We start from the raw sequence: 20,477 nt of genomic DNA, 5'->3' as shown, positions 1-20,477 counted from the left end.
ATGATATAGGCTTTCCCTTTTAATAAAAGGTATTTTCATGCTATCGGTTTTGTTATCGAATTTACATCAGGGCTTGAATTGACGCGATTACGCCCTTGTTCTTTTGCTATGTACAATAATTTGTCTGCTTCTTTAAACGCTTCATGGAAATCTTCAATTCTTTCCAGATGAAAAAAACTGACACCTATACTGGTTGTGCATCGAACGGTATGACCATTTGAAATAGCTAATGGCGAGCCTTCGATAATAGATCGTATCCTCTCCGCTATATCTAAGCAGTCATTTTCTGATAGACCCTGGATTATTATTAAAAACTCCTCTCCTCCCCATCGGCACAGTAGGTCTTGAGGTCGGGTATGTTGCTTAAGAGTCGCAGAAAATTCTCTGATGACATTATCGCCTACGGCGTGTCCATAGGTATCATTAACTTTCTTGAAGTGGTCAATATCAAGAACAAGCAAGGACATCATTTTATTCTCGCCATCACGCATGGAGTTAATGATATTCATCATGTGTTGATTGAGTGAGCGCCTGTTTAACATACCCGTTAATGCATCATGGTTGCTGATTAATTCTATTCTTTTTATGTTCTTTCTATTTTTGTTAATAAAAAAAGATGCGGTAAGGACGGTGATGATGATCACGGATGTGTTTACTTGAAATAAGTAAGATAATTCGAATAAATAGTCTTTTTCTATTTTGTCATGAACGCCTATCAATCTATTTATATAAATATAATTTAGTGCAATACCCGTTACTGTGCACAGTATAATGATTTTGTTAAATGATAGAGATAAAGAAAGGTAAATCAATGGTAAAATTGCTAATACACTCAGTGTGATGTTCAACGACGCTATGCAGAAAATAATAATGATAGGGTAGAATATAAATAATGGTTTTTTTATGGTTCTTTTAATTGAACTCCTTGATATTTTCAATGCATTCTTTATGTTTTTTGTTACATTTAAAAATAAAAAGACAAAAATAACACCAGAACTTAATTCTTCACTAAACCATTTCCTTGAAAGAATAAAAACGTTTTCGTTGTTGGGCGTTGTCGATAAATACAACCCATAGAATGTAGCTGAAAAAATAGCGCCAATAGAAATAGAGATAAATAAATAGAAAATATAGTTTTTGCTTAGTTGGCTATACGCTTTGTTTTTTACCTTTAAAAATATTATTAGTGTTATCCATGCTGTAACGAAAAAAACTACACCTGCTGTGCAGTAAATAACTTTTTCAAAAAAAGATTGATCGCTCTCAAGGTGAATCGCAGGTAGCAGCATACCGATGAAACCGACCATGCATAAAATAACGCTGTGCAATAATTTGTTTTTTATGCTTTTATCTCGACTGCGGTAGCGTATAAGAAAGCAAAATAAGAGAATGTCTGCCGGCCAGAAGAGAGAAGTATCGTCAAGCAACCTGAAAGACAAACCTAGGTAACTCATAATTAAGGTTGAACTGAAAATAATTAATAATTCATATGCGCGAATTTTCATTTTTTTTCCCGGTTAACCTATTTTACCCTTCATCACTTTTGTACCAGAATCACCATAAATTACCTTCTTATCTTACATCATTTTATGCATTTCTGACGCCAGCATGAAAAGTGAACTCAATATGTGAGTTCACTTACTCATCACTTTGCTCTTTTTTATCCTGATGAGACATTAATTGGCATGGAGGGAGTGGGGTCACGCTCCTAGAAAGGCTTGAATCTCCTGTTTATTTTTCAATACAAACATCTGATCTTTTTCGTTATTTTCATTTGTTAAGCGGATGTGGAATCGGCTGAGTGTTTCATGTAAGCACGCCAGACGGCAGGATATATTCAACTCGCCATTGGTCATACCATATTCCAGTTCCAACGCGCGCTGATGTGCCAGTGGCAGTTGATCGCTAGGGACCAAAATTAACTGAAGATAGGTATGCCACGGATAATCGTTAGTGGAATCGACCGTCGAGGGTTCGATACTTTCAATGTTGAGGATTCGCGTAAGAATGAAGTCATTAAACTGTTGCTCGGTATGGCAGTAGGCTCGTACTCGCCAGCGTAATCCGTCATTGCCTAAGGCGTGTGGGGAAATGAGCCGTGGCGAATTATCCATTGATGATGAGGATTGATAGCGGATACTCACCGCCTTTTTTTCACGAATTGCGCGAACAATGACTTCAACAACCTGTTCATTGTAGGTGTTGAGTGGGACATGAATCCAGCACACCTCTGGGGCAGACTCAATGAAACTGGCGTCCGCTTCAAGGACACCCGTCTTCATTGCCAATAATTCCGCGAGATAGCGTTGGGCTGAATTCTGTGGGTAGACCGCAGAGAATGTTGGCGTAGCCGTGTAAGTTTTGGTGCGTCGATCGTAGATCAGATTATGGGGGGCGATCTCAATATATTTAGCGATGTCGAGCGACGCCTGAGGGATCGATAGCCCAAAAAAAGACGTCAGATCGGTACGATTTATGTGCCCACTCCACCGTAACCGAAAGTCGATGAATTGAAGCCGACGTTCCAGCCCCCAACTGCGCCCTTTAGTTGCCTGATCTGAACCTGTTACTGAAGTCTTAGCCATATGCGTATAAAAATTATATTGATAAAAAATATATATGCATTATTATGCGCGAAACTGGCCTTAGCGTCTATCTCTGACTTTGAATCACGGGAGGGATCGGTGCATGCCGCGTTTAGACTCGATAAGAGGTGTTAAGTCATGAAACCAGCGTTCAACGATGTATTTGAATGTCATTCTGTTATCACTGGTGGGGAGATTCAGCGATGAGTTTTGTTCATTCTCATTCAAGCAGACTCAATCCAATATTATTTAACTTACTTAAATCATTCGTTTATTTTTCCATTTCTGCCGGTGTAGCGGCGGCAGAATCCCACTATGACACGTTAATTAGCAACGCCCAGCAGGGCGATATCTCCCCTGCGACGTTATGGCTTGATGCGCAATCCCGGAATCGCGTATTGACCACTGCCGAGGTGACCGACTGGCTGCTTATTAACGGTTGGGCGGGAAAGGATGCAGAAGTGCTCCGAATCTGGAAAACCTATTCGCCAACGATGTCACTACCCGATCCGGCACTGAGGGCGGCGGCGAAGTCCTACCGTAATCTCCGTCAGTGGCAGCCATCGCTGGAATTATGGCTGCGGGTTTTACAACGCACTCCACGGGATGATGATGCACGTAGTGGCTTGATACTCACCCTCGCCGATGCCGGGCAGACAAAAAGGTCGCTGGAATTGGCTACGTCTCGCGTTAAGCGCGAGCCAACAGCGAACCATTGGCGTGAATTAGCGTGGGTACAGCGTATCGCGGGGAAGCATACGGATTCCCTCTTTTCTATCATGCAGGCCATGCGTCACGCACCGCAGGATAAAGCACTGCTTTCTGATTACAGCGATATTCTTTCCGGTAATACGATTAGCGCATCGGCATTGAGCGCGTTGAAAGACAGCAAACTTCATGTCTTCCAGACTGATGAAAGACAACGCCCACGAGAGCTGGATGCGGCGGCTGAGCTGGTTCGTCTTGCGTTCATCACGTCCACAACGGAAAAGGAGCGCTTCGTTGTTGCAGATCGCGCGTTGGCTCGTTATGACAACTTGATGAATCAATGGCGAGCGCTTCCTTCGGCAACCGCCAGCTATCGCCATGCTCGCATTGATAGGCTAGGTGCGTTGCTCGTCCGCTATCGCATGGAAGAAATTATTTCGGAATACCAATCACTCCTCAAAGAGGGGGATATTCCTGGCTATGCACGACGCTGGGTGGCTTCAGCCTATCTCTATCTGAAGCAGCCTGAAAAAGCAGAGCAGATTCTCCGCTCGGTAATACAAGAGGACGCTTCGCAACACGTTCAGATAGCGCAGCAAGGCGATTTTTTCTACAGCATCCTGGAAAATGAGAAAGTTGAGCAGGCTGCGCAGCTGTCAGCTCAAGCTGAAGAAAAAACGCCTTATAAGAAACATGTTTATGGCTTGCCAACCTTCATACCTAACGATGATTGGGTTGATATCAAATACCTGCGTATGCAGTCGCTGATTTCCCATAACGATCTTCCTGCTGCACAACGGCTGGCGGAAAACCTGGCTTTTAGTGGACCAGGAAACCAAACGCTGAGTATCAGTTTGGCCGGGGTTTATCTAACCCGGGGATGGCCGCGTCGTGCCGAAGCGGTATTAAAACGAGCTGAGCTGTTGGAATCACGATCGTTCCGGTTGGAAACTTATCAAGGGCTCACCGCATTGGAATTGCAGGAGTGGCATCAGCTTGGTGAGTTGACTGAGGATACCGTAGCTCGCTACCCGGATGATTTCTCTGTGAAACGATTAGCGCGTTTGCGTCAGATTCATCATATGGCAGAGCTGCGTGTTGCAGGTACTCAGGGTCTCAAGTCTGATAGTCCGGTCAAGGGAATGAATGACACAGATCTTGATGCTGTGCTCTATAGCCCGCCGTTTGCCGACCATTGGAGAGCGTTCTCTGGGGGGGCTTTTAATCAAAGTGATTTCACGGAAGGACGGGCTATTCATCGCACTATGCGCGGCGGCGTGGAATTTACCAACCGCGACAATTGGGCTGAGGCCGAGTTTTCACACCGAAATTTTGGATTTGGCTCTGATATCGGCGCGCGTCTCTCTTATCGACATGACATTAATGACGTTTGGCGTGTCGGCCTCACTGCTGAACGGTTAATGCGCAGCACGCCGCTACGTGCACTTAAAAATGGCATTACGGCGAATGGCAGCGGGGGGTATGTACGCTGGCGGCAAAGCGAACGCCGTTCATGGCAAGCAGACCTGTCGAACGGGGGGTTTTCTGATGGCAACAGACGTCAGGAATATGCGCTGAGTGGGCAAGAGCGCCTCTTTTCATCACCGTCTTTAACGCTGGATTTCACCCCGTCAATCGGCTTGGGGTCAAACAGCAAGCAGGCCGTTCCTTATTACAACCCGCGGAATTATGTGGCTGTGCTGCCCGCTGTCACCCTCGATCACTTGCTTTACCGACATTACCAGACGGAGTGGCATCAAGAAGTGAAGGCTGGCGTAGGGCGTTACTGGCAAAAGGGTGAATCCGCAGGGGTTATCACCACACTCGGATATGGGCAAAGAGTACGGTGGAATGACGTACTGGATATGGGGGTGAGCGCTCAGTGGGATAAGCGACCTTACGACGGTAAGCGGGAGCAAAACGTGTCGCTGTCTTTTGATTTGAATTATCGGTTTTGAGGAGAAAGGTGATGTCATTCATACGACTACGAAACTTTGTAATGACGTTGGGGGTGCTAATACTCACCGCCTGTGCACATTCCGTCGACGTGAAATATAGCTCGCCAGCAGAGCGCCCTATCTTGATCAAAGAACAGCCCTGGAAGGCCAATCAATATATTGTTATTGCCTATCATGATGTTGCCGATGAGGGTGCCGATCAGCGGTTTATGGCAGTACGAACCCGTGCACTGAATGAACACTTTGTTTGGTTAAGGGAAAATGGTTACCACCCGGTATCCGTTGATGACATTCTGGCTGCGGGTTCTGGAGGAAAACCACTCCCGGACAGGGCCGTGTTACTGACATTTGATGATGGTTACAGTAGTTTTTATCATCGCGTTTACCCTCTTCTGAAAGCCTATGGTTGGCCTGCGGTACTGGCACCCGTCGGGCGCTGGCTGGATACACCAGAAGATCAGCCGGTGGATTTCAGTGGTGTTCAAGTACCTCGTAACCATTTCCTTACCTGGCAGCAAGTCGGTGAAATGGCGCAATCGGGCCTGGTTGAAATTGGGGCACATACTTATGACTTACATAAAGGGATTCAGGCAAACCCGCAGGGGAATATGGAGCCTGCTGCCGTCACCCGTCACTATTTTCCTGAGAGTAAGCGATACGAAACGCGGGATGAGTATCGTCAACGTTTTGCGCATGATACGGACCTCATTACTAAAAGAATCGTTGATGCGACGGGGAAAAAGCCTCGGGTTTGGGTCTGGCCTTATGGTGCGATCAGTGGGGACGCGCTAAGCATTGTTAGGCAGCGCGGCTATCAGATGGCGCTGACGCTTGGAAGCGGACCCGCATCGGCTGATTCGCCGTATAACGTTCCTCGGATACTGATTAACAATAATCCAGATGTGCAACAGTTTGCGTTGTTGGTTAGTTATGCCCGAGAACCTGAGGTCATACGGGTTGCGCATATCGATCTGGATTATGTTTATGACACCGATAAAGTGCAGCAGTCCCGTAATGTGGATGCATTAGTTCAACGCGTTGCCGACTTGCGTATTAATACCGTTTATCTTCAGGCTTTCTCCGATCCGAAGGGGGATGGCAACGTACAGTCACTCTATTTTCCTAATCGCTGGATGCCTGTTCGAGAAGACCTATTCAATCATGTGGCCTGGCAGCTAGCCTCGCGGGCACTTGTTCGCGTTTACGCCTGGATGCCGGTGCTGGCTTTTGATATGGATGATGAGACGTTGCAGCGCGTTGAGCGGATCGACAGTGAGAGCGGGCAACGTAGTATCAACCACAGCCAATATCGGCGTTTATCGCTATGGGATGCGGAGGCCAGAAGACGAATTACTGATATTTATGAGGATCTTTCCTCTTACGCCATGTTTAGTGGCATCTTATTTCATGATGATGCGGTGCTTGCAGACGATGAAGACGCAAGCCATCAAGCCATACAGGCATATCAAGAGGCTGGGTTCCCCGGCACGATTGACGACATTCGTCGCGACCCCCAGCTTACGGCACGCTGGACGCGGTTTAAAAGTAAGGCATTAACAGATTTTACGCTCGATCTGGCCGCTCGTGTGCATGAGATCCGCGGCCCGCAAGTCCAAACCGCGCGCAACATTTTCGCGCTCCCTGCTATTGAGCCGGAGAGTGAAGCATGGTTCTCCCAAAATCTGGATGACTTCCTTGCCGCTTATGACTGGGTTGCCCCCATGGCAATGCCATTGATGGAAAACGTCGCGTCTAGGGACAGCGATGTGTGGCTGCAAAAACTGGTACAGGAAGTGGCTCGCCGCCCCGGCGCGCTGAATAAAACAGTATTTGAACTTCAGGCAAGGGATTGGCGTGTCCCAGGAGAACCGTGGTTAGACACCGCGCAATTGGTTAAATGGATGACCGTGTTGCAACTGAATGGTGCGCAAAATTACGGTTATTATCCGGATGATTTTCTTAATAATTCGCCTGAATTAGAGAGCATCCGCCCCATGATTTCATCAGAATGGTACCCACTGCCATGATAGAGAGAATTTTAGCTTTCTTCATATTATGCCTGATGCTCGGCATCCCTTTTGGCGTCATGTTCTCTTTTACAGGGGATGTCATCCTAAACTTTACCTTTTTCTGGCCTTTATTTATGTCAGGGATATGGATAACGGGTGGGCTGTATTTCTGGTTTCACCATGAACGTCATTGGCGCTGGGGGGAGGGGGTCATGCCTGATGAGCCAGCCGGACGTCCGTTAGTATCGATCTTGATCCCTTGCTATAACGAAGGGCCTAACGTGTGTGAAACCATTGAGGCGGCATTAGCACAACATTATACCCATATCGAAGTGATTGCGGTGAATGACGGCTCTAATGATGATACGGGAGAGGTGCTCGATCGGTTGGCGGACCACTATGACAAACTGCGTGTCATTCATCTTGCGCATAATCAGGGTAAAGCGTTGGCGCTTCAAACCGCGTGCGCAGCGGCCCAGAGCGATCTGCTGGTGTGCATTGATGGTGATGCGCTTCTCGATCCCAATGCTGTCGCCTATTTGGTTAATCCATTAATCAATAACCCACGGGTTGGTGCGGTAACGGGGAACCCAAGAATAAGGACGCGTTCGACGCTGGTTGGCCGCATTCAGGTTGGTGAGTTCTCCTCAATTATCGGTCTAATCAAACGTACACAGCGGGTTTATGGCAAAGTTTTCACCGTTTCTGGCGTCGTCGCCGCTTTTCGTCGCAGTGCGCTAGCAGAGGTTGGCTACTGGAGTACCGATATGATCACGGAAGATATTGATATCAGTTGGAAGCTTCAATTGCGTCATTGGACGATATTTTTTGAGCCGCGAGCCCTGTGTTGGATTCTGATGCCGGAAAAGCTATCTGGCTTATGGAAGCAGCGGCTGCGATGGGCACAAGGTGGTGCTGAAGTCTTTTTAAAAAACTTCCGCCATTTATGGTCATGGCGCTATCGCCGAATGTGGCCGTTGTTCCTCGAATATTCTATTTCAATATTATGGGCCTTCACCTATGCCATGAGTGTCGTATTGTATTTGTTAGGCTTTTTAATCGAACTGCCTGAGGGCATCCGGGTGGAAACGCTCTTTCCTCCCGCATTTACCGGCATGATGATAGGGGTTGTTTGCTTAATCCAATTTGCCGTCAGTATGTTGATCGAACGACGTTATGAGAAAGACATTGGTAAATATCTGTTCTGGGTGGTCTGGTATCCGATGGTGTATTGGACATTGAGTCTCTTTACCAGCCTGGTTAGTTTTCCCAAGGTTATGCTGCGTTCCCGTAAAAAACGCGCGCGTTGGGAAAGCCCCGATCGTGGTATTGAAAGAGGATAAATGATGCATTCACCTTTAATCATTTCTGAAAGACGTTGGTTGCCACGCTTTATCGACGTTTTCCTGACGCTATGTGGATGGGGAATATTTATTTGGCTATTTTTTGAGGTGTTTATCGGCACTTTTTTGAATAACTATGCTTCTGACGCGTCTTTCTTTACCTCAGAAGGTTGGATTCTATCGATACATTTATCCATATTTCTGGTAAATGCTGTGCTCTTAATTGCCTGGGGAAAACTGGAACACTATCGCTATCGTTCCAGAACAGAACAAAGAACGCGTTCTGATGCGCTCAATACCAAACACGTTGCCAGAAGTTTTGCTTTATCGGATGGATTCATTCAGTCGTTGCATCGTAATAAGGTTCAGCGTGTTTGGCATAACGAGCACGGAAAAATTATTGGTATCGACAACTTATCAGTCGTGACTGACTGAAGATGCGTTTGAGTTTTATGGCGGTTGATGATGAGCGTGGGGAAGCGATGCTCTCTGATATCACCGCCTGTTTCCCAAACTCACTACTTCCTGAGCCAGAATCGTGGTTCAGGAAGCGCGCTGTTTAGCTGACAGTTGTTCAACGGATAGTTTTTCAACCGACTGCTGTGCCGCCAGAATGTCACCCAGATTTCCTTCAATCCATACCGCCAATTCTTTTACCCGCTCACCAACCTCTTTTCCTAATGGCGTCAGGCTGTATTCAACATGCGGTGGGACAACCGGATAGGCTGTTCTCAGGACAAAACCATCACTTTCCAGCCATTGCAGGGTCTGCGCCAGCATACGTTCGCTCACGCCGCCAATCCGTCGACGCAGTTGACTGAAGCGGTGCGTATCATCAAGTAATGCAATGAGGATCAGTACACCCCAGCGGCTGGTTACGTGGTTAAGTATCTGGCGAGACGGGCATTTCTCGGCTAAGACGTTGCCGGTGGGCAGAAGTGGGGGCAATAAATCTATCGGTGTTGAGTGTTGGCTCACTATACTTACCTTTGTGTGTGTACTTACTTAAAGTTAGTTTTGCCGATATTATGCCATCCAGTTCTTGTTAACAAAAGATGGTTACTGAAAGACAGTCAATAAAAGGAGCTTGAGATGATTGCGATTACTGGTGCATCTGGCCAACTGGGCCGTTTAGTCATAGCACAACTGTTAGAGAAAGTTCCGGCGAGCGACATCGTAGCGCTGGTACGTGATGTCAATAAAGTTGCCGATCTGTCGGCGCTTGGCGTGCAGGTGAAAGCCGCAGATTACAACCAGCCAGAGGCGCTGGCTTCCGCGCTGCAAGATGTGGATAAAGTGCTGCTGATCTCCTCCAGCGAAGTCGGGCAGCGTGCGGCACAACACCGTAATGTGATCGAAGCCGCCGCGAAAGCTGGGGTGAAATTACTGGCCTACACCAGCTTGCTGCACGCGGATAAATCACCGTTGGCGCTGGCGGAAGAGCACCGTCAAACCGAAGCGTTGCTGAAAGATTCTGGTTTACCGCATGTACTGCTGCGCAACGGCTGGTATACCGAGAACTATGCGGCCAGCATCCCTGCGGCGTTGGAGCACGGCGTATTTATCGGCAGTGCGGGCGAAGGAAAAATTACGTCTGCAACCCGTGAAGATTTCGCTGCGGCTGCCGTTGCGGTACTGACGAAGGAAGGACAGGCTGGCAAAGTTTATGAACTGGCCGGTGATGAGCCTTATACGTTGGCAGAACTGGCTGCGGAGATTAGCAAGCAGTCTGGTAAATCTATCGGTTATCAAAACCTGTCTGAAGCGGAGTTCACCGCTGCGCTGGTTTCCGCTGGGTTACCCGATGTTTTCGCGCAGATTATTGCAGATTCTGATGTCGGCGCATCCAAAGGCGGTCTGTTTGATGGCGGTAAGCAACTAAGCCAACTGATTGGCCGTTCAACAACACCGCTGTCAGCGGTAGTGAAAGCAACGCTGAAGTAAGGTTAACGTTTAGCTCAGGTATGGCCTGAGCTGAACTATTTAATTTCGGCTAATATATAACAATTAATATTGCTTTTTATTATTTCCTTTATATATTTCATTTCGGTGGTAGGCCATGTATTTTTCTTGCTCTTTTGATAGGGGTATATTTTTTGGTTTTTTACTACCTATGACTATTTGCATAAAGGGTTTAATCTCATCAGAGACTAGCATTATACCTTCTTTATCAAAAGAGATAAATCCTTTATCAAATAGTGTGTCATAAGTCGGTGTCAATAATAATCCATTGTTTACATCAAGTCTCTCTAAACTATCTGAGTCTTTCCATGGCTTTATATGAGATGCTTTTAGTAATGTAATATGCTCGCATCCAGTTAATTGGCATCCTCCCCATTTTTTTATCAATCTGTCTCTGAATTTCCCTTGTCCAACTCTTATTTTAATGATTGTTTCTTTTTCTGTATCGGTTAAGTTGTTTGAATCAATTGAATATTCTATTTCTTCAATTTCTGTGGTGAAATACTTCTCTTTATTTAATTCTTTTTTTTCAATTGGTAAGAACACACTGTTTTCTTTTATTTTTATTAGGTTATGGAGTTTTTCCAATGAATCTATATTAAGTACCATGTAGTCATGAGGAATGCCTTTTGCATCCTTGTATGTTTTTTTCTCAAAACCAAAGTGAATAAGATTTTCTATGCCTTTTATTTCTTTTTTATTTACATGTATTTCCAGGTTTTTTTTATATGGAATTAATCGTATTGTTCTTCTATCCTCTTTTTTCATTATGAATTTTGGTTTATTTCCCTGACTGACCAAACTGGTATTTTTCCAACTGAAATTTTCATTTAAAAAATCCATCGATTTTTCGAAAAAAAACTTCACCTGATCTTTTCCATTGAAGTAGATTTTCATTCTTTTTTCTACAGTAGGGCTGATTTTTATTTTTTCCATTTATTAATTATCTCATGGTGATATATTTTTATTCAATATATTAGATAAATGCAATTAATTTATTTTTATAATATAACAAACATTATGCATTGAAAATAGCCTGTCTCTATCGAATTGATTTATAAGGTTTTATATTATTTATTTCATGGCTACTACTGGTGAGAAGCTAACTGCGATAGCAACGCCAGCATTTCTTTCTGGGGCCAAAGATATCCGCGATTTTTAACTGAGCAAGGCCTATCAGCAAGAGATTGACCAAGGGAGTAGCTCGTTGATTCAGATATATTAAGTTTACCAAACCTCACTACGTGTTCAATGTCTCCCTTTATCTGGTTCAATGTACCCTGTACAGAGCGACTACACTGAGTATCGACTTGTAGCGGGCGCAAATAATTTTGGGCGACGTTGAGTTGTATTTCATCCGCACCACACTTGAGAAGTGTGTTTATGAATGCATCGACAAAGTGATCGTTAAGCTCGACAAAATTCTTCTTAATAAGCGCGGGTAACACCAGTGGAAAACGAGTGGCATCATGTACCAGAAGTAAGCAATTCCGGCGCTGTAAGGTGATCAGATTTCCGTGCCAGTTGCTCAGTGGGTTGAGCTCTATTTTTGGTTGCGTAAAGAGCCACTGACTACAGGGCGTTGCGGCAAATTGACCGCTGTCATTCAGTGGCAAAGACTTGAACAACTTATGTGTGGCATGAAGTTGAATCATCTTACCCCCTGGCTCTTGTGTATCACTCAGTGGTGTAGCACGTGTAGATGAGGATAAATTAAGCGATCACTTACCGATACAGAAGCTCGAAAAAATACGGCCTAACAGATCGTCAGAGGTGAACTCACCGGTGATTTCACTCAGGGATTGCTGTGCCAGCCGCAGTTCTTCTGCCAGCAGTTCGCCCGCGTAGGCGCTCACCAGCTGCTCTTTGCCCTGAATCAGATGCTGGGCGGCGAGTTCCAGTGCTTGCAGGTGGCGACGCCGTGCCAGGAAACCGCCTTCTGTGTTGCTGGTGAAACCCATACTTTGCTTGAGATGATCGCGCAGCGTCTCGATGCCTTCGCCCGTACGGGCGGAAAGACGGATAAGTGAGTGAGTGTTCACCTCTTCGAGGCCGAGCGTTTCACCTGTGATGTCAGCTTTATTGCGCACCACGGTAATGGGCAGTGTTTTTGGCAGGCGAGCCATAAATTCCGGCCAGATCTGTTCCGGCTCAGTCGCCTGCGTCGTGGTGCTATCGACCATGAACAGCACGCGATCGGCCTGTTCGATTTCCTGCCAGGCACGTTCAATTCCAATGCGTTCGACCTCGTCGCTGGCATCACGTAATCCGGCGGTATCGATGATGTGTAGCGGCATGCCATCGATATGAATGTGTTCACGCAATACGTCGCGCGTAGTTCCCGCGATATCGGTGACAATCGCCGCTTCACGACCAGCTAACGCATTGAGTAAGCTGGATTTACCCGCATTAGGACGGCCTGCAATCACGACTTTCATCCCTTCTCGCAGTAAGCTGCCCTGATGTGCCTCGGCTCGGACGGCATCCAGATCGGCCATTACGCCATTTAGCTGTGCTTCAATTTTGCCATCGGAGAGAAAGTCGATCTCTTCGTCTGGGAAGTCGATGGCAGCCTCGACGTAGATTCGCAGGTGAGTAAGTGCTTCCACTAACTGATTTATCCGAGTGGAGAATACGCCTTGCAGAGAGTTCAGCGCTGAGCGAGCAGCCTGTTCCGAACTGGCGTCAATCAGATCGGCGATGGCTTCTGCCTGCGCGAGATCGAGCTTATCGTTCAGAAATGCGCGTTCAGAGAATTCGCCGGGGCGAGCAATGCGCACGTTGGGCTGCGTCAGAATGCGTTGCAGGAGCAAATCAAGAATAACCGGGCCGCCGTGACCCTGAAGCTCCAGCACGTCTTCACCCGTAAAGGAGTTCGGGCCGGGGAACCAGAGGGCGATCCCCTGATCGAGCGTAGTACCGTTGCTATCGCGGAACGGCAGATAATCGGCGTGACGAGGTTTAGGGAGCTTACCCAGAACGGCATGTGCCACCTCGGCGGCCGCCTGTCCTGAAACACGTAAAATACCCACTCCTCCGCGTCCCGGTGGCGTGGCTTGGGCGACGATGGTGTCGGTATTGCTCATGATATTCTCTCTGCGTTGATGCCTGTCTGTCAGGCTATTTTACGTGTCGTTAGGTGATAAAACAGCTTATAAAAAATAAGGCGGTCAATGACCGCCTTACGCTTTCTATCGGTTAGCTATCAACCGGATTACTTTTTCTCGCGGCTATGCAAACCACGTTTTTCCAGACCGCGGTAGATCAGCTGCTGCTGGAGAATGGTAACCAGGTTGCTGACGATGTAGTACATAACCAGACCTGACGGGAACCACAGGAAGAAGACGGTAAAGATGACCGGCATGTAGGTCATGATCTTCTGCTGCATTGGGTCAGTCACGGTGGTTGGCGACATCTTCTGGATGAAGAACATCGTCACGCCCATCAGGATCGGTAGGATGTAGTACGGGTCTTGTGCAGACAGGTCATGAATCCACAGCGCGAACGGCGCGTGGCGCAGTTCAACGGAGCCCATCAGCATGTAATACAGCGCCAGGAAGATTGGCATCTGAATCAGCAGTGGGAAGCAGCCACCCAGCGGGTTCACTTTCTCTGACTTGTACAGCGCCATCATTTCTTGGCTCATGCGCTGTTTGTCATCACCAATACGCTCACGCATTGCCTGCAATTTAGGTTGCAGTAAGCGCATTTTCGCCATGGAAGTGTATTGCGCTTTCGTCAGCGGATACATCACACCGCGCACGATAAAGGTAATGGCAATGATGGAGAAGCCCCAGTTGCCGATAAAGCCGTGCAGGAATTTCAGCAGCTTAAACAGCGGCTGAGAAATAAACCACAGCCAGCCGTAATCTACCGTCAGATCCAGATGTGGTGCGACAGCAGCCATCTTGTCCTGAATTTCTGGACCGACCCACAGGGTGGCGTTCAGATTTTGCTGGCTGCCAGCGGCAACAACAACGGGGGCAGCCTTGAAGCCAATCGCAGCCTGACCGTTGCCCAGCTTGCTGGTATAGAAGGTATTCGCGCCTGCCGTCGTTGGAATCCACGCCGTTGCGAAGTACTGTTGCAGCATTGCCACCCAACCACTGTTAGTGGTGATGTTCAGGTTTTCATCCATGTCGCTGAAGCTGTACTTTTTGTACTTGTCTTCGCTGGAAGAGAACGCCGCGCCACGATAGGTGTGCAGGGCAAAGTTGCTGCTGCCGGTATCGCGGTGCTTAGGCAACTCCGTAGACTGTTTTAACTGACCAAACAGCGTCAGTTCCAGAGGCTGAGCGCTGGTGTTATTGACGCTGTAGTCAACGTTCAGCGCATAGTCGCCACGTTTCAGAACAAACGTTTTGGTGTAGGTTACGCCATCCGCAGCGGTGTACGTCATCGGAATGCGCAGTTCGCTCTGACCATCGGCCAGCTCGAAGCTATCTTGTGTGGTAGTAAACAGCGGACGTGGGCCGTTAGCCGGGTTGTCTGGGCCGTTTTTGCCAGTCAAACCGCTCTGAGCCTGATAGACAAACTCTGGTGTGGTTTCCAGCAGATGGAAAGGTTTGTCTGAACCCAATGTATCTGGGTAAGCCAGCAGGTGTGCTTGCTCGACATCGCCGCCACGCGTGTTGATGGTCAGCGACAGCACATCGGTTTTCACCGTGATCAGTTTACCTTGACCGCTAGCGGGTACGCCCTGGTTGGTAGCATCACCGGTCGCTGCGTTCGTCGCCTGCTGTATGGCCTGCGTGGTTGCTGGCGGATTTTTATCCGTTTCCCAAGCCTGCCAAAGCATAAAGGTTACGAATAGCAGAGCGATGAGAAGAAGATTGCGTTGCGAATCCATCGTTAATGTTCTCTGTTATTGTCGGTTTTTGGCGGTACGGGATCATCACCACCAGGGTTCAAAGGATGGCATTTTAATACGCGTTTAAGCGTCAACCAACAGCCTTTTATCATGCCGAACCTGCGTATTGCTTCAATACCGTATTGCGAACACGTTGGCCGGAACCGGCAATGTGGTCCGAGTAACGGGCTGATAACGAGTTGATAACCGCGTATCAACCCGATCAGCAGTCGGGAGCCAAACGACAGTGCCGACGCCATAGTTTTTCCAATGCTTCCGTCAGCGTGCGGTTATCCAGTTCAGACACCCCCTTTTTCACCAGCACGACAAAATCCATTGAAGGCAATGAATGTTGATGCAGGCGAAAGCTTTCGCGCGTCAGGCGTTTAATCCGATTGCGTTCATGAGCACGTTTTACATGCTTTTTGGCGACGGTAAGACCGATGCGGGGATGCCCCAGCGAGTTCAGGCGGCCGAGGATGGTAATTTGCGGCGTGCCAGCCCGTTGCGGCTGCTGGAAGACGAAAGTGAAATGACTGGGAGTTAACAAACGTAACTCCCTGGGAAATGCTAGCTTAACCACTCGGTGGGTTAGCTTTTATTACTTAGAAACAGACAGACGAGTACGGCCTTTCGCACGACGGCGGGCCAGAACTTGACGACCATTTTTGGTGGCCATACGAGCACGGAAACCATGGCTACGGTTACGCTTCAATACGGACGGTTGGAAAGTGCGTTTCATGGCGATTTCTACCTAAACTTGGAAAATTATAACTTCACAGTAAACGCGTTTGGCTGTTCGGCGTGAAAATGACCGACGCCTCAATCGCATATCACAGCTATATAACGGAAAGAGGCAGGATTGTAATAATTGTACAGTCCTGAGTCAATTAACATCACACTTAACACGCCAGCCATTCCCAGTATTTTTGGAATTTCTGCCTGCCAGAGCACAGAAAAGGCGTAGACGCGCGGGCAGGGAATTATACGGACTCTATTGTAAAGTGCAAGGATCGTCCAACGATCTGTCCCGCAAGATCATGATCGATATCACCGTAACGATCGTGTCTCCAAGGGTATGCTTGGTTGTACTTTATAGAGGGCGAGTAAAATGTGCGCTAGCCGCCCCTCTGGCGTGTTACGGGGAGCCGCGATAAGAATAGCCTGTGGATAAAAAGGATCGAAACTGTGCAGAAGGGGAAGATCTCTTTGCCGGATTAGGTTATGATCCACGGTTCCGTTAGCGATCCTTTTGACGGGATCGTCGGGGTAAACCGCCGCGCTACGTGGTGTGTCTGCTGTCTGAATTGTGTATGAAACAATCGTGAATGACGCAGGCGCCAAAAAAATCATGAGTCACATAAATAACGTCTTATTCTTTTCTTTTTGATCGTTCTTGTTCGAGTGGAGTCCGCCGTGTCACTTTCGCTTTGGCAGCAGTGTCTTGCCCGTTTGCAGGATGAGTTACCTGCCACAGAATTCAGTATGTGGATACGCCCGTTGCAGGCGGAGCTGAGTGATAACACTCTGGCGCTCTACGCCCCCAATCGCTTTGTGCTGGATTGGGTTCGTGATAAATACCTAAATAATATCAATGTCCTGTTGAATGATTTTTGCGGGATGGATGCTCCTTTACTGCGTTTTGAAGTGGGCAGTAAGCCGCTGGTTCAGGCCTTAAGCCAGCCAGCGCAGTCGCACCACAATCCTGTCAGTGTTGCGCGGCAACAGCCTGTACGCGCGGCACCGGTACGACCAAGTTGGGATAACTCGCCGGTACAGGCAGAGCATACCTACCGTTCCAATGTGAACCCGAAACATACGTTTGATAACTTCGTTGAAGGTAAATCAAACCAGTTAGCACGCGCAGCGGCACGTCAGGTGGCTGACAACCCCGGCGGCGCGTATAACCCGCTGTTCCTTTATGGCGGCACGGGCTTGGGTAAAACGCACCTGTTGCACGCGGTGGGGAACGGCATCATTGCCCGAAAACCCAACGCGAAGGTGGTTTACATGCACTCCGAGCGTTTCGTGCAGGATATGGTAAAAGCGTTACAGAACAATGCGATTGAAGAGTTCAAACGCTACTATCGCTCTGTTGACGCGTTGCTGATCGATGATATTCAATTCTTTGCTAATAAAGAGCGCTCGCAGGAAGAGTTCTTTCATACCTTCAACGCGCTGCTGGAAGGCAACCAACAAATCATTCTGACGTCTGACCGCTACCCGAAAGAGATCAACGGCGTGGAAGACCGCCTGAAATCCCGCTTCGGTTGGGGGTTAACGGTTGCGATTGAACCGCCAGAGCTGGAAACCCGCGTGGCGATTCTGATGAAAAAGGCTGATGAAAACGACATCCGTCTGCCTGGTGAAGTGGCGTTCTTTATTGCCAAACGTCTGCGTTCTAACGTGCGTGAGCTGGAAGGCGCACTGAACCGTGTTATCGCGAATGCCAATTTTACTGGCCGCTCGATTACCATTGATTTTGTGCGTGAGGCGCTGCGCGATCTGCTGGCGTTGCAGGAAAAACTGGTTACTATCGACAATATTCAAAAGACTGTGGCGGAATACTATAAAATCAAAGTAGCCGACCTGCTGTCTAAACGTCGTTCCCGCTCGGTGGCGCGTCCGCGCCAGATGGCGATGGCGCTGGCGAAAGAACTGACGAATCACAGCCTGCCGGAAATCGGCGATGCTTTTGGCGGGCGCGATCATACGACGGTGTTGCATGCCTGCCGCAAGATTGAGCAGTTGCGTGAAGAAAGCCACGACATCAAAGAAGATTTTTCCAATTTAATCAGAACATTATCTTCATAACACTATGAAATTTATTGTTGAACGCGAACGTCTGTTAAAGCCATTACAACAGGTCAGCAGCCCGCTGGGCGGTCGGCCGACTTTACCGATCCTGGGCAATCTGCTGATTCAGGTGACGGAAGGCGCGCTGTCGTTGACCGGTACCGATCTGGAAATGGAAATGGTGGCGAAAGTGGCGCTGACGCAGCCGCATGAGCCGGGTGCCACGACCGTTCCTGCCCGTAAACTGTTTGATATTTGCCGGGGTCTGCCGGAAGGCGCGGAAATCACGATTATGCTGGATGGCGATCGCATGCTGGTGCGTTCTGGCCGCAGCCGTTTCTCGCTGTCCACGCTGCCGGCAGCGGATTTCCCTAATCTGGACGACTGGCAGAGCGAGGTTGAATTTTCTCTGCCACAGGCGACGATGAAGCGGTTGATCGAAGCGACGCAGTTTTCGATGGCGCATCAGGACGTGCGTTATTACCTCAACGGCATGCTGTTTGAAACCGAAGGCGAAGAGCTGCGCACGGTCGCGACTGATGGCCACCGTTTGGCCGTTTGTTCGATGCCAGTTGGGCAATCTTTACCGTCACATTCGGTGATCGTGCCGCGTAAAGGCGTGATGGAGCTGGTGCGCTTGCTGGATGGTGGGGATACGCCGCTGCAACTGCAAATTGGCAGTAACAACATTCGCGCGCATGTCGGCGACTTTATTTTCACGTCGAAGTTGGTAGATGGTCGTTTCCCTGATTATCGCCGCGTGTTGCCGAAGAACCCGGATAAAACGCTGGAAGCCAGCTGCGACTTGCTCAAGCAGGCTTTCTCTCGTGCAGCGATTTTGTCGAATGAAAAATTCCGCGGCGTTCGCCTGCATCTGATTCAGAATCAGCTCAAAATTACCGCTAACAACCCAGAGCAGGAAGAAGCGGAAGAGATTCTGGATGTGCAGTACGACGGCACCGAGATGGAAATTGGTTTTAACGTCAGCTACGTACTGGATGTGCTTAATGCGCTGAAGTGCGAAGGGGTGCGTTTGCTACTGACCGATTCCGTATCCAGTGTGCAGATCGAAGATAGCGCCAGCCGGGCGGCGGCCTATGTCGTCATGCCAATGCGGTTGTAGAATTATCGGGCAAGTTTACTTGCCCTTTCATTATTAAGATAACTGCAACATGGCCCTCACTCGTCTTCTCATTAAAGATTTCCGCAATATTGAGGCGGCCGATCTGGCGCTGGTTCCCGGCTTTAATTTTTTGGTCGGGGCCAACGGCAGCGGTAAAACCAGCGTGCTGGAAGCGATTTATACGCTAGGGCACGGGCGGGCGTTTCGTAGCATTCAGGCGGGGCGCGTGATTCGTCACGATCAGTCGGAATTTGTGCTGCATGGTCGGATTGACGGCACAGAAACAGAGCGTTCAGTCGGGTTAAGCAAAAACCGTCAGGGCGATAGCAAGGTGCGGATTGACGGCAGCGACGGTCATAAAGTCGCTGAACTGGCGCAATTGCTGCCAATACAGTTGATCACACCTGAAGGGTTTACCTTACTTAACGGTGGCCCGAAATTTCGGCGCGCCTTTCTCGACTGGGGCTGCTTCCATAATGAACCCGGCTTTTTCGCGGCCTGGAGCAACATGAAACGCCTGCTGCGCCAGCGAAATGCGGCGCTACGTCAGGTGAGTCACTATGGGCAGCTCAGGGCTTGGGATCAGGAACTGGTGCCACTGGCGGAACGTATCAGCGAGTGGCGTGCGCAATACGCTAAGGCGATTGCCAATGATATCGCTGCGACCTGTACGCAATTTTTGCCTGAATTTTCTCTCGGTTTCTCTTTCCAGCGTGGCTGGGATAAAGAAAGTGAGTATGCAGAACTGCTGGAACGGCAGTTCGAGCGCGACCGTATGTTAGGTTATACGGCGCAGGGGCCGCATAAAGCCGATTTCCGTATTCGCGCCAGCGGCGTGGCGGTCGAGGATATGCTGTCCCGTGGCCAGCTCAAGCTGCTGATGTGTGCGCTGAGACTGGCTCAGGGTGAATTTCTCACCCGTCAGAATGGACTGCGCTGTCTGTATCTGATCGATGATTTTGCTTCCGAACTGGATAGTACCCGCCGCCGTTTGCTGGCAGAACGGTTAAAAGCCACTCATGCACAGGTGTTTGTCAGTGCGGTTAGCGCTGAACAGATAGAGGACATGATTGGCGAAAAGGGCAAGATGTTCCGCGTAGAACAGGGTAAAATAACGGTTCAATCACAGGACTAAAATGAGCGA

General features: G+C 48.5%; 18 protein-coding genes. 8 read left to right on the top strand and 10 right to left on the bottom strand.

What is annotated here, in order from left to right; all coding sequences use genetic code 11:
- Positions 1–35 precede the first annotated feature (35 nt).
- Positions 36–1,505, bottom strand: coding sequence for a GGDEF domain-containing protein (locus tag A6301_RS18655; protein WP_234258471.1), 1,470 nt, complete (start codon positions 1,503–1,505; stop codon positions 36–38).
- A 195-nt stretch (positions 1,506–1,700) separates the two neighbouring features.
- The gene (locus A6301_RS18650; RefSeq protein ID WP_234258470.1) at positions 1,701–2,585 is read right to left on the bottom strand and encodes a WYL domain-containing protein; all 885 of its coding nucleotides are present in this window, start codon (positions 2,583–2,585) and stop codon (positions 1,701–1,703) included.
- 203 nt (positions 2,586–2,788) lie between these two features.
- Here A6301_RS18650 and pgaA point away from each other — a divergent pair, with 203 nt between their 5' ends.
- Genes pgaA through pgaD form a run of 4 tightly spaced genes read left to right on the top strand, consistent with a single transcriptional unit; the run spans position 2,789 to position 9,038 of the window.
- Entirely contained in the window at positions 2,789–5,251 is a 2,463-nt protein-coding gene (gene pgaA, locus A6301_RS18645) for a poly-beta-1,6 N-acetyl-D-glucosamine export porin PgaA (protein WP_234258469.1), read from the top strand.
- Positions 5,252–5,262: 11 nt separating this feature from the next.
- Entirely contained in the window at positions 5,263–7,278 is a 2,016-nt protein-coding gene (pgaB, locus tag A6301_RS18640) for a poly-beta-1,6-N-acetyl-D-glucosamine N-deacetylase PgaB (protein WP_234258468.1), read from the top strand.
- Positions 7,275–8,603: a poly-beta-1,6-N-acetyl-D-glucosamine synthase gene (gene pgaC, locus A6301_RS18635; protein ID WP_215483316.1), complete on the top strand. Its 1,329-nt coding sequence runs from the start codon at positions 7,275–7,277 to the stop codon at positions 8,601–8,603. The genes pgaB and pgaC overlap by 4 nt, the downstream gene beginning before the upstream one ends.
- Positions 8,604–9,038 (top strand): poly-beta-1,6-N-acetyl-D-glucosamine biosynthesis protein PgaD, encoded by a 435-nt coding sequence (gene pgaD, locus A6301_RS18630; RefSeq protein ID WP_234258467.1) that lies wholly within the window; start codon positions 8,604–8,606, stop codon positions 9,036–9,038.
- Positions 9,039–9,146: 108 nt separating this feature from the next.
- On the opposite strand, the gene A6301_RS18625 is transcribed toward pgaD, so the two are convergent.
- Entirely contained in the window at positions 9,147–9,581 is a 435-nt protein-coding gene (locus A6301_RS18625) for a helix-turn-helix domain-containing protein (RefSeq protein ID WP_234258466.1), read from the bottom strand.
- A 114-nt stretch (positions 9,582–9,695) separates the two neighbouring features.
- Here A6301_RS18625 and A6301_RS18620 point away from each other — a divergent pair, with 114 nt between their 5' ends.
- Positions 9,696–10,547, top strand: coding sequence for an SDR family oxidoreductase (locus A6301_RS18620; RefSeq protein ID WP_234258465.1), 852 nt, complete (start codon positions 9,696–9,698; stop codon positions 10,545–10,547).
- Between the two features lie 63 nt (positions 10,548–10,610).
- Here A6301_RS18620 and A6301_RS18615 read toward each other — a convergent pair whose 3' ends face one another.
- The 7 genes from A6301_RS18615 to rpmH all read right to left on the bottom strand — a co-directional run bounded on the left by A6301_RS18615 (position 10,611) and on the right by rpmH (position 16,156).
- The gene (locus A6301_RS18615) at positions 10,611–11,501 is read right to left on the bottom strand and encodes an HNH endonuclease (protein WP_234258464.1); all 891 of its coding nucleotides are present in this window, start codon (positions 11,499–11,501) and stop codon (positions 10,611–10,613) included.
- A 152-nt stretch (positions 11,502–11,653) separates the two neighbouring features.
- The gene (locus A6301_RS18610; protein ID WP_215483319.1) at positions 11,654–12,220 is read right to left on the bottom strand and encodes a hypothetical protein; all 567 of its coding nucleotides are present in this window, start codon (positions 12,218–12,220) and stop codon (positions 11,654–11,656) included.
- Between the two features lie 66 nt (positions 12,221–12,286).
- Entirely contained in the window at positions 12,287–13,651 is a 1,365-nt protein-coding gene (gene mnmE / locus A6301_RS18605) for a tRNA uridine-5-carboxymethylaminomethyl(34) synthesis GTPase MnmE (RefSeq protein ID WP_234258463.1), read from the bottom strand.
- Between the two features lie 128 nt (positions 13,652–13,779).
- Complete coding sequence (yidC, locus tag A6301_RS18600; protein ID WP_107168570.1) at positions 13,780–15,414, bottom strand: membrane protein insertase YidC; 1,635 nt, start codon at positions 15,412–15,414, stop codon at positions 13,780–13,782.
- Positions 15,415–15,416: 2 nt separating this feature from the next.
- Entirely contained in the window at positions 15,417–15,674 is a 258-nt protein-coding gene (gene yidD, locus A6301_RS18595; RefSeq protein WP_010281237.1) for a membrane protein insertion efficiency factor YidD, read from the bottom strand.
- Positions 15,638–15,997: a ribonuclease P protein component gene (rnpA, locus tag A6301_RS18590; protein ID WP_071531164.1), complete on the bottom strand. Its 360-nt coding sequence runs from the start codon at positions 15,995–15,997 to the stop codon at positions 15,638–15,640. The genes yidD and rnpA overlap by 37 nt, the downstream gene beginning before the upstream one ends.
- A gap of 18 nt (positions 15,998–16,015) precedes the next feature.
- On the bottom strand, positions 16,016–16,156 hold the full coding sequence (gene rpmH, locus A6301_RS18585; RefSeq protein ID WP_005976668.1) for a 50S ribosomal protein L34: 141 nt from the start codon (positions 16,154–16,156) through the stop codon (positions 16,016–16,018).
- Positions 16,157–16,830: 674 nt separating this feature from the next.
- Here rpmH and dnaA point away from each other — a divergent pair.
- The 3 genes from dnaA to recF are packed head-to-tail and all read left to right on the top strand — an operon-like array spanning position 16,831 to position 20,468.
- Complete coding sequence (dnaA, locus tag A6301_RS18580) at positions 16,831–18,228, top strand: chromosomal replication initiator protein DnaA (protein WP_107168571.1); 1,398 nt, start codon at positions 16,831–16,833, stop codon at positions 18,226–18,228.
- Between the two features lie 4 nt (positions 18,229–18,232).
- Positions 18,233–19,333, top strand: coding sequence for a DNA polymerase III subunit beta (gene dnaN / locus A6301_RS18575; protein ID WP_005976672.1), 1,101 nt, complete (start codon positions 18,233–18,235; stop codon positions 19,331–19,333).
- Positions 19,334–19,382: 49 nt separating this feature from the next.
- Positions 19,383–20,468 carry a DNA replication/repair protein RecF gene (gene recF / locus A6301_RS18570; protein ID WP_234258462.1) on the top strand — a complete coding sequence of 362 codons (1,086 nt, stop codon included), beginning with the start codon at positions 19,383–19,385 and terminating at the stop codon, positions 20,466–20,468.
- The last annotated feature ends 9 nt before the right edge of the window (positions 20,469–20,477 follow it).

Origin of the sequence: Pectobacterium sp. IFB5596 (assembly GCF_021432585.1) — a bacterium.
Taxonomy (GTDB): Bacteria; Pseudomonadota; Gammaproteobacteria; order Enterobacterales; family Enterobacteriaceae; genus Pectobacterium; species Pectobacterium punjabense.
The sequence above is the reverse complement of the archived record's forward strand: the minus strand, read 5'-3'. Positions and strand labels throughout refer to the sequence as shown.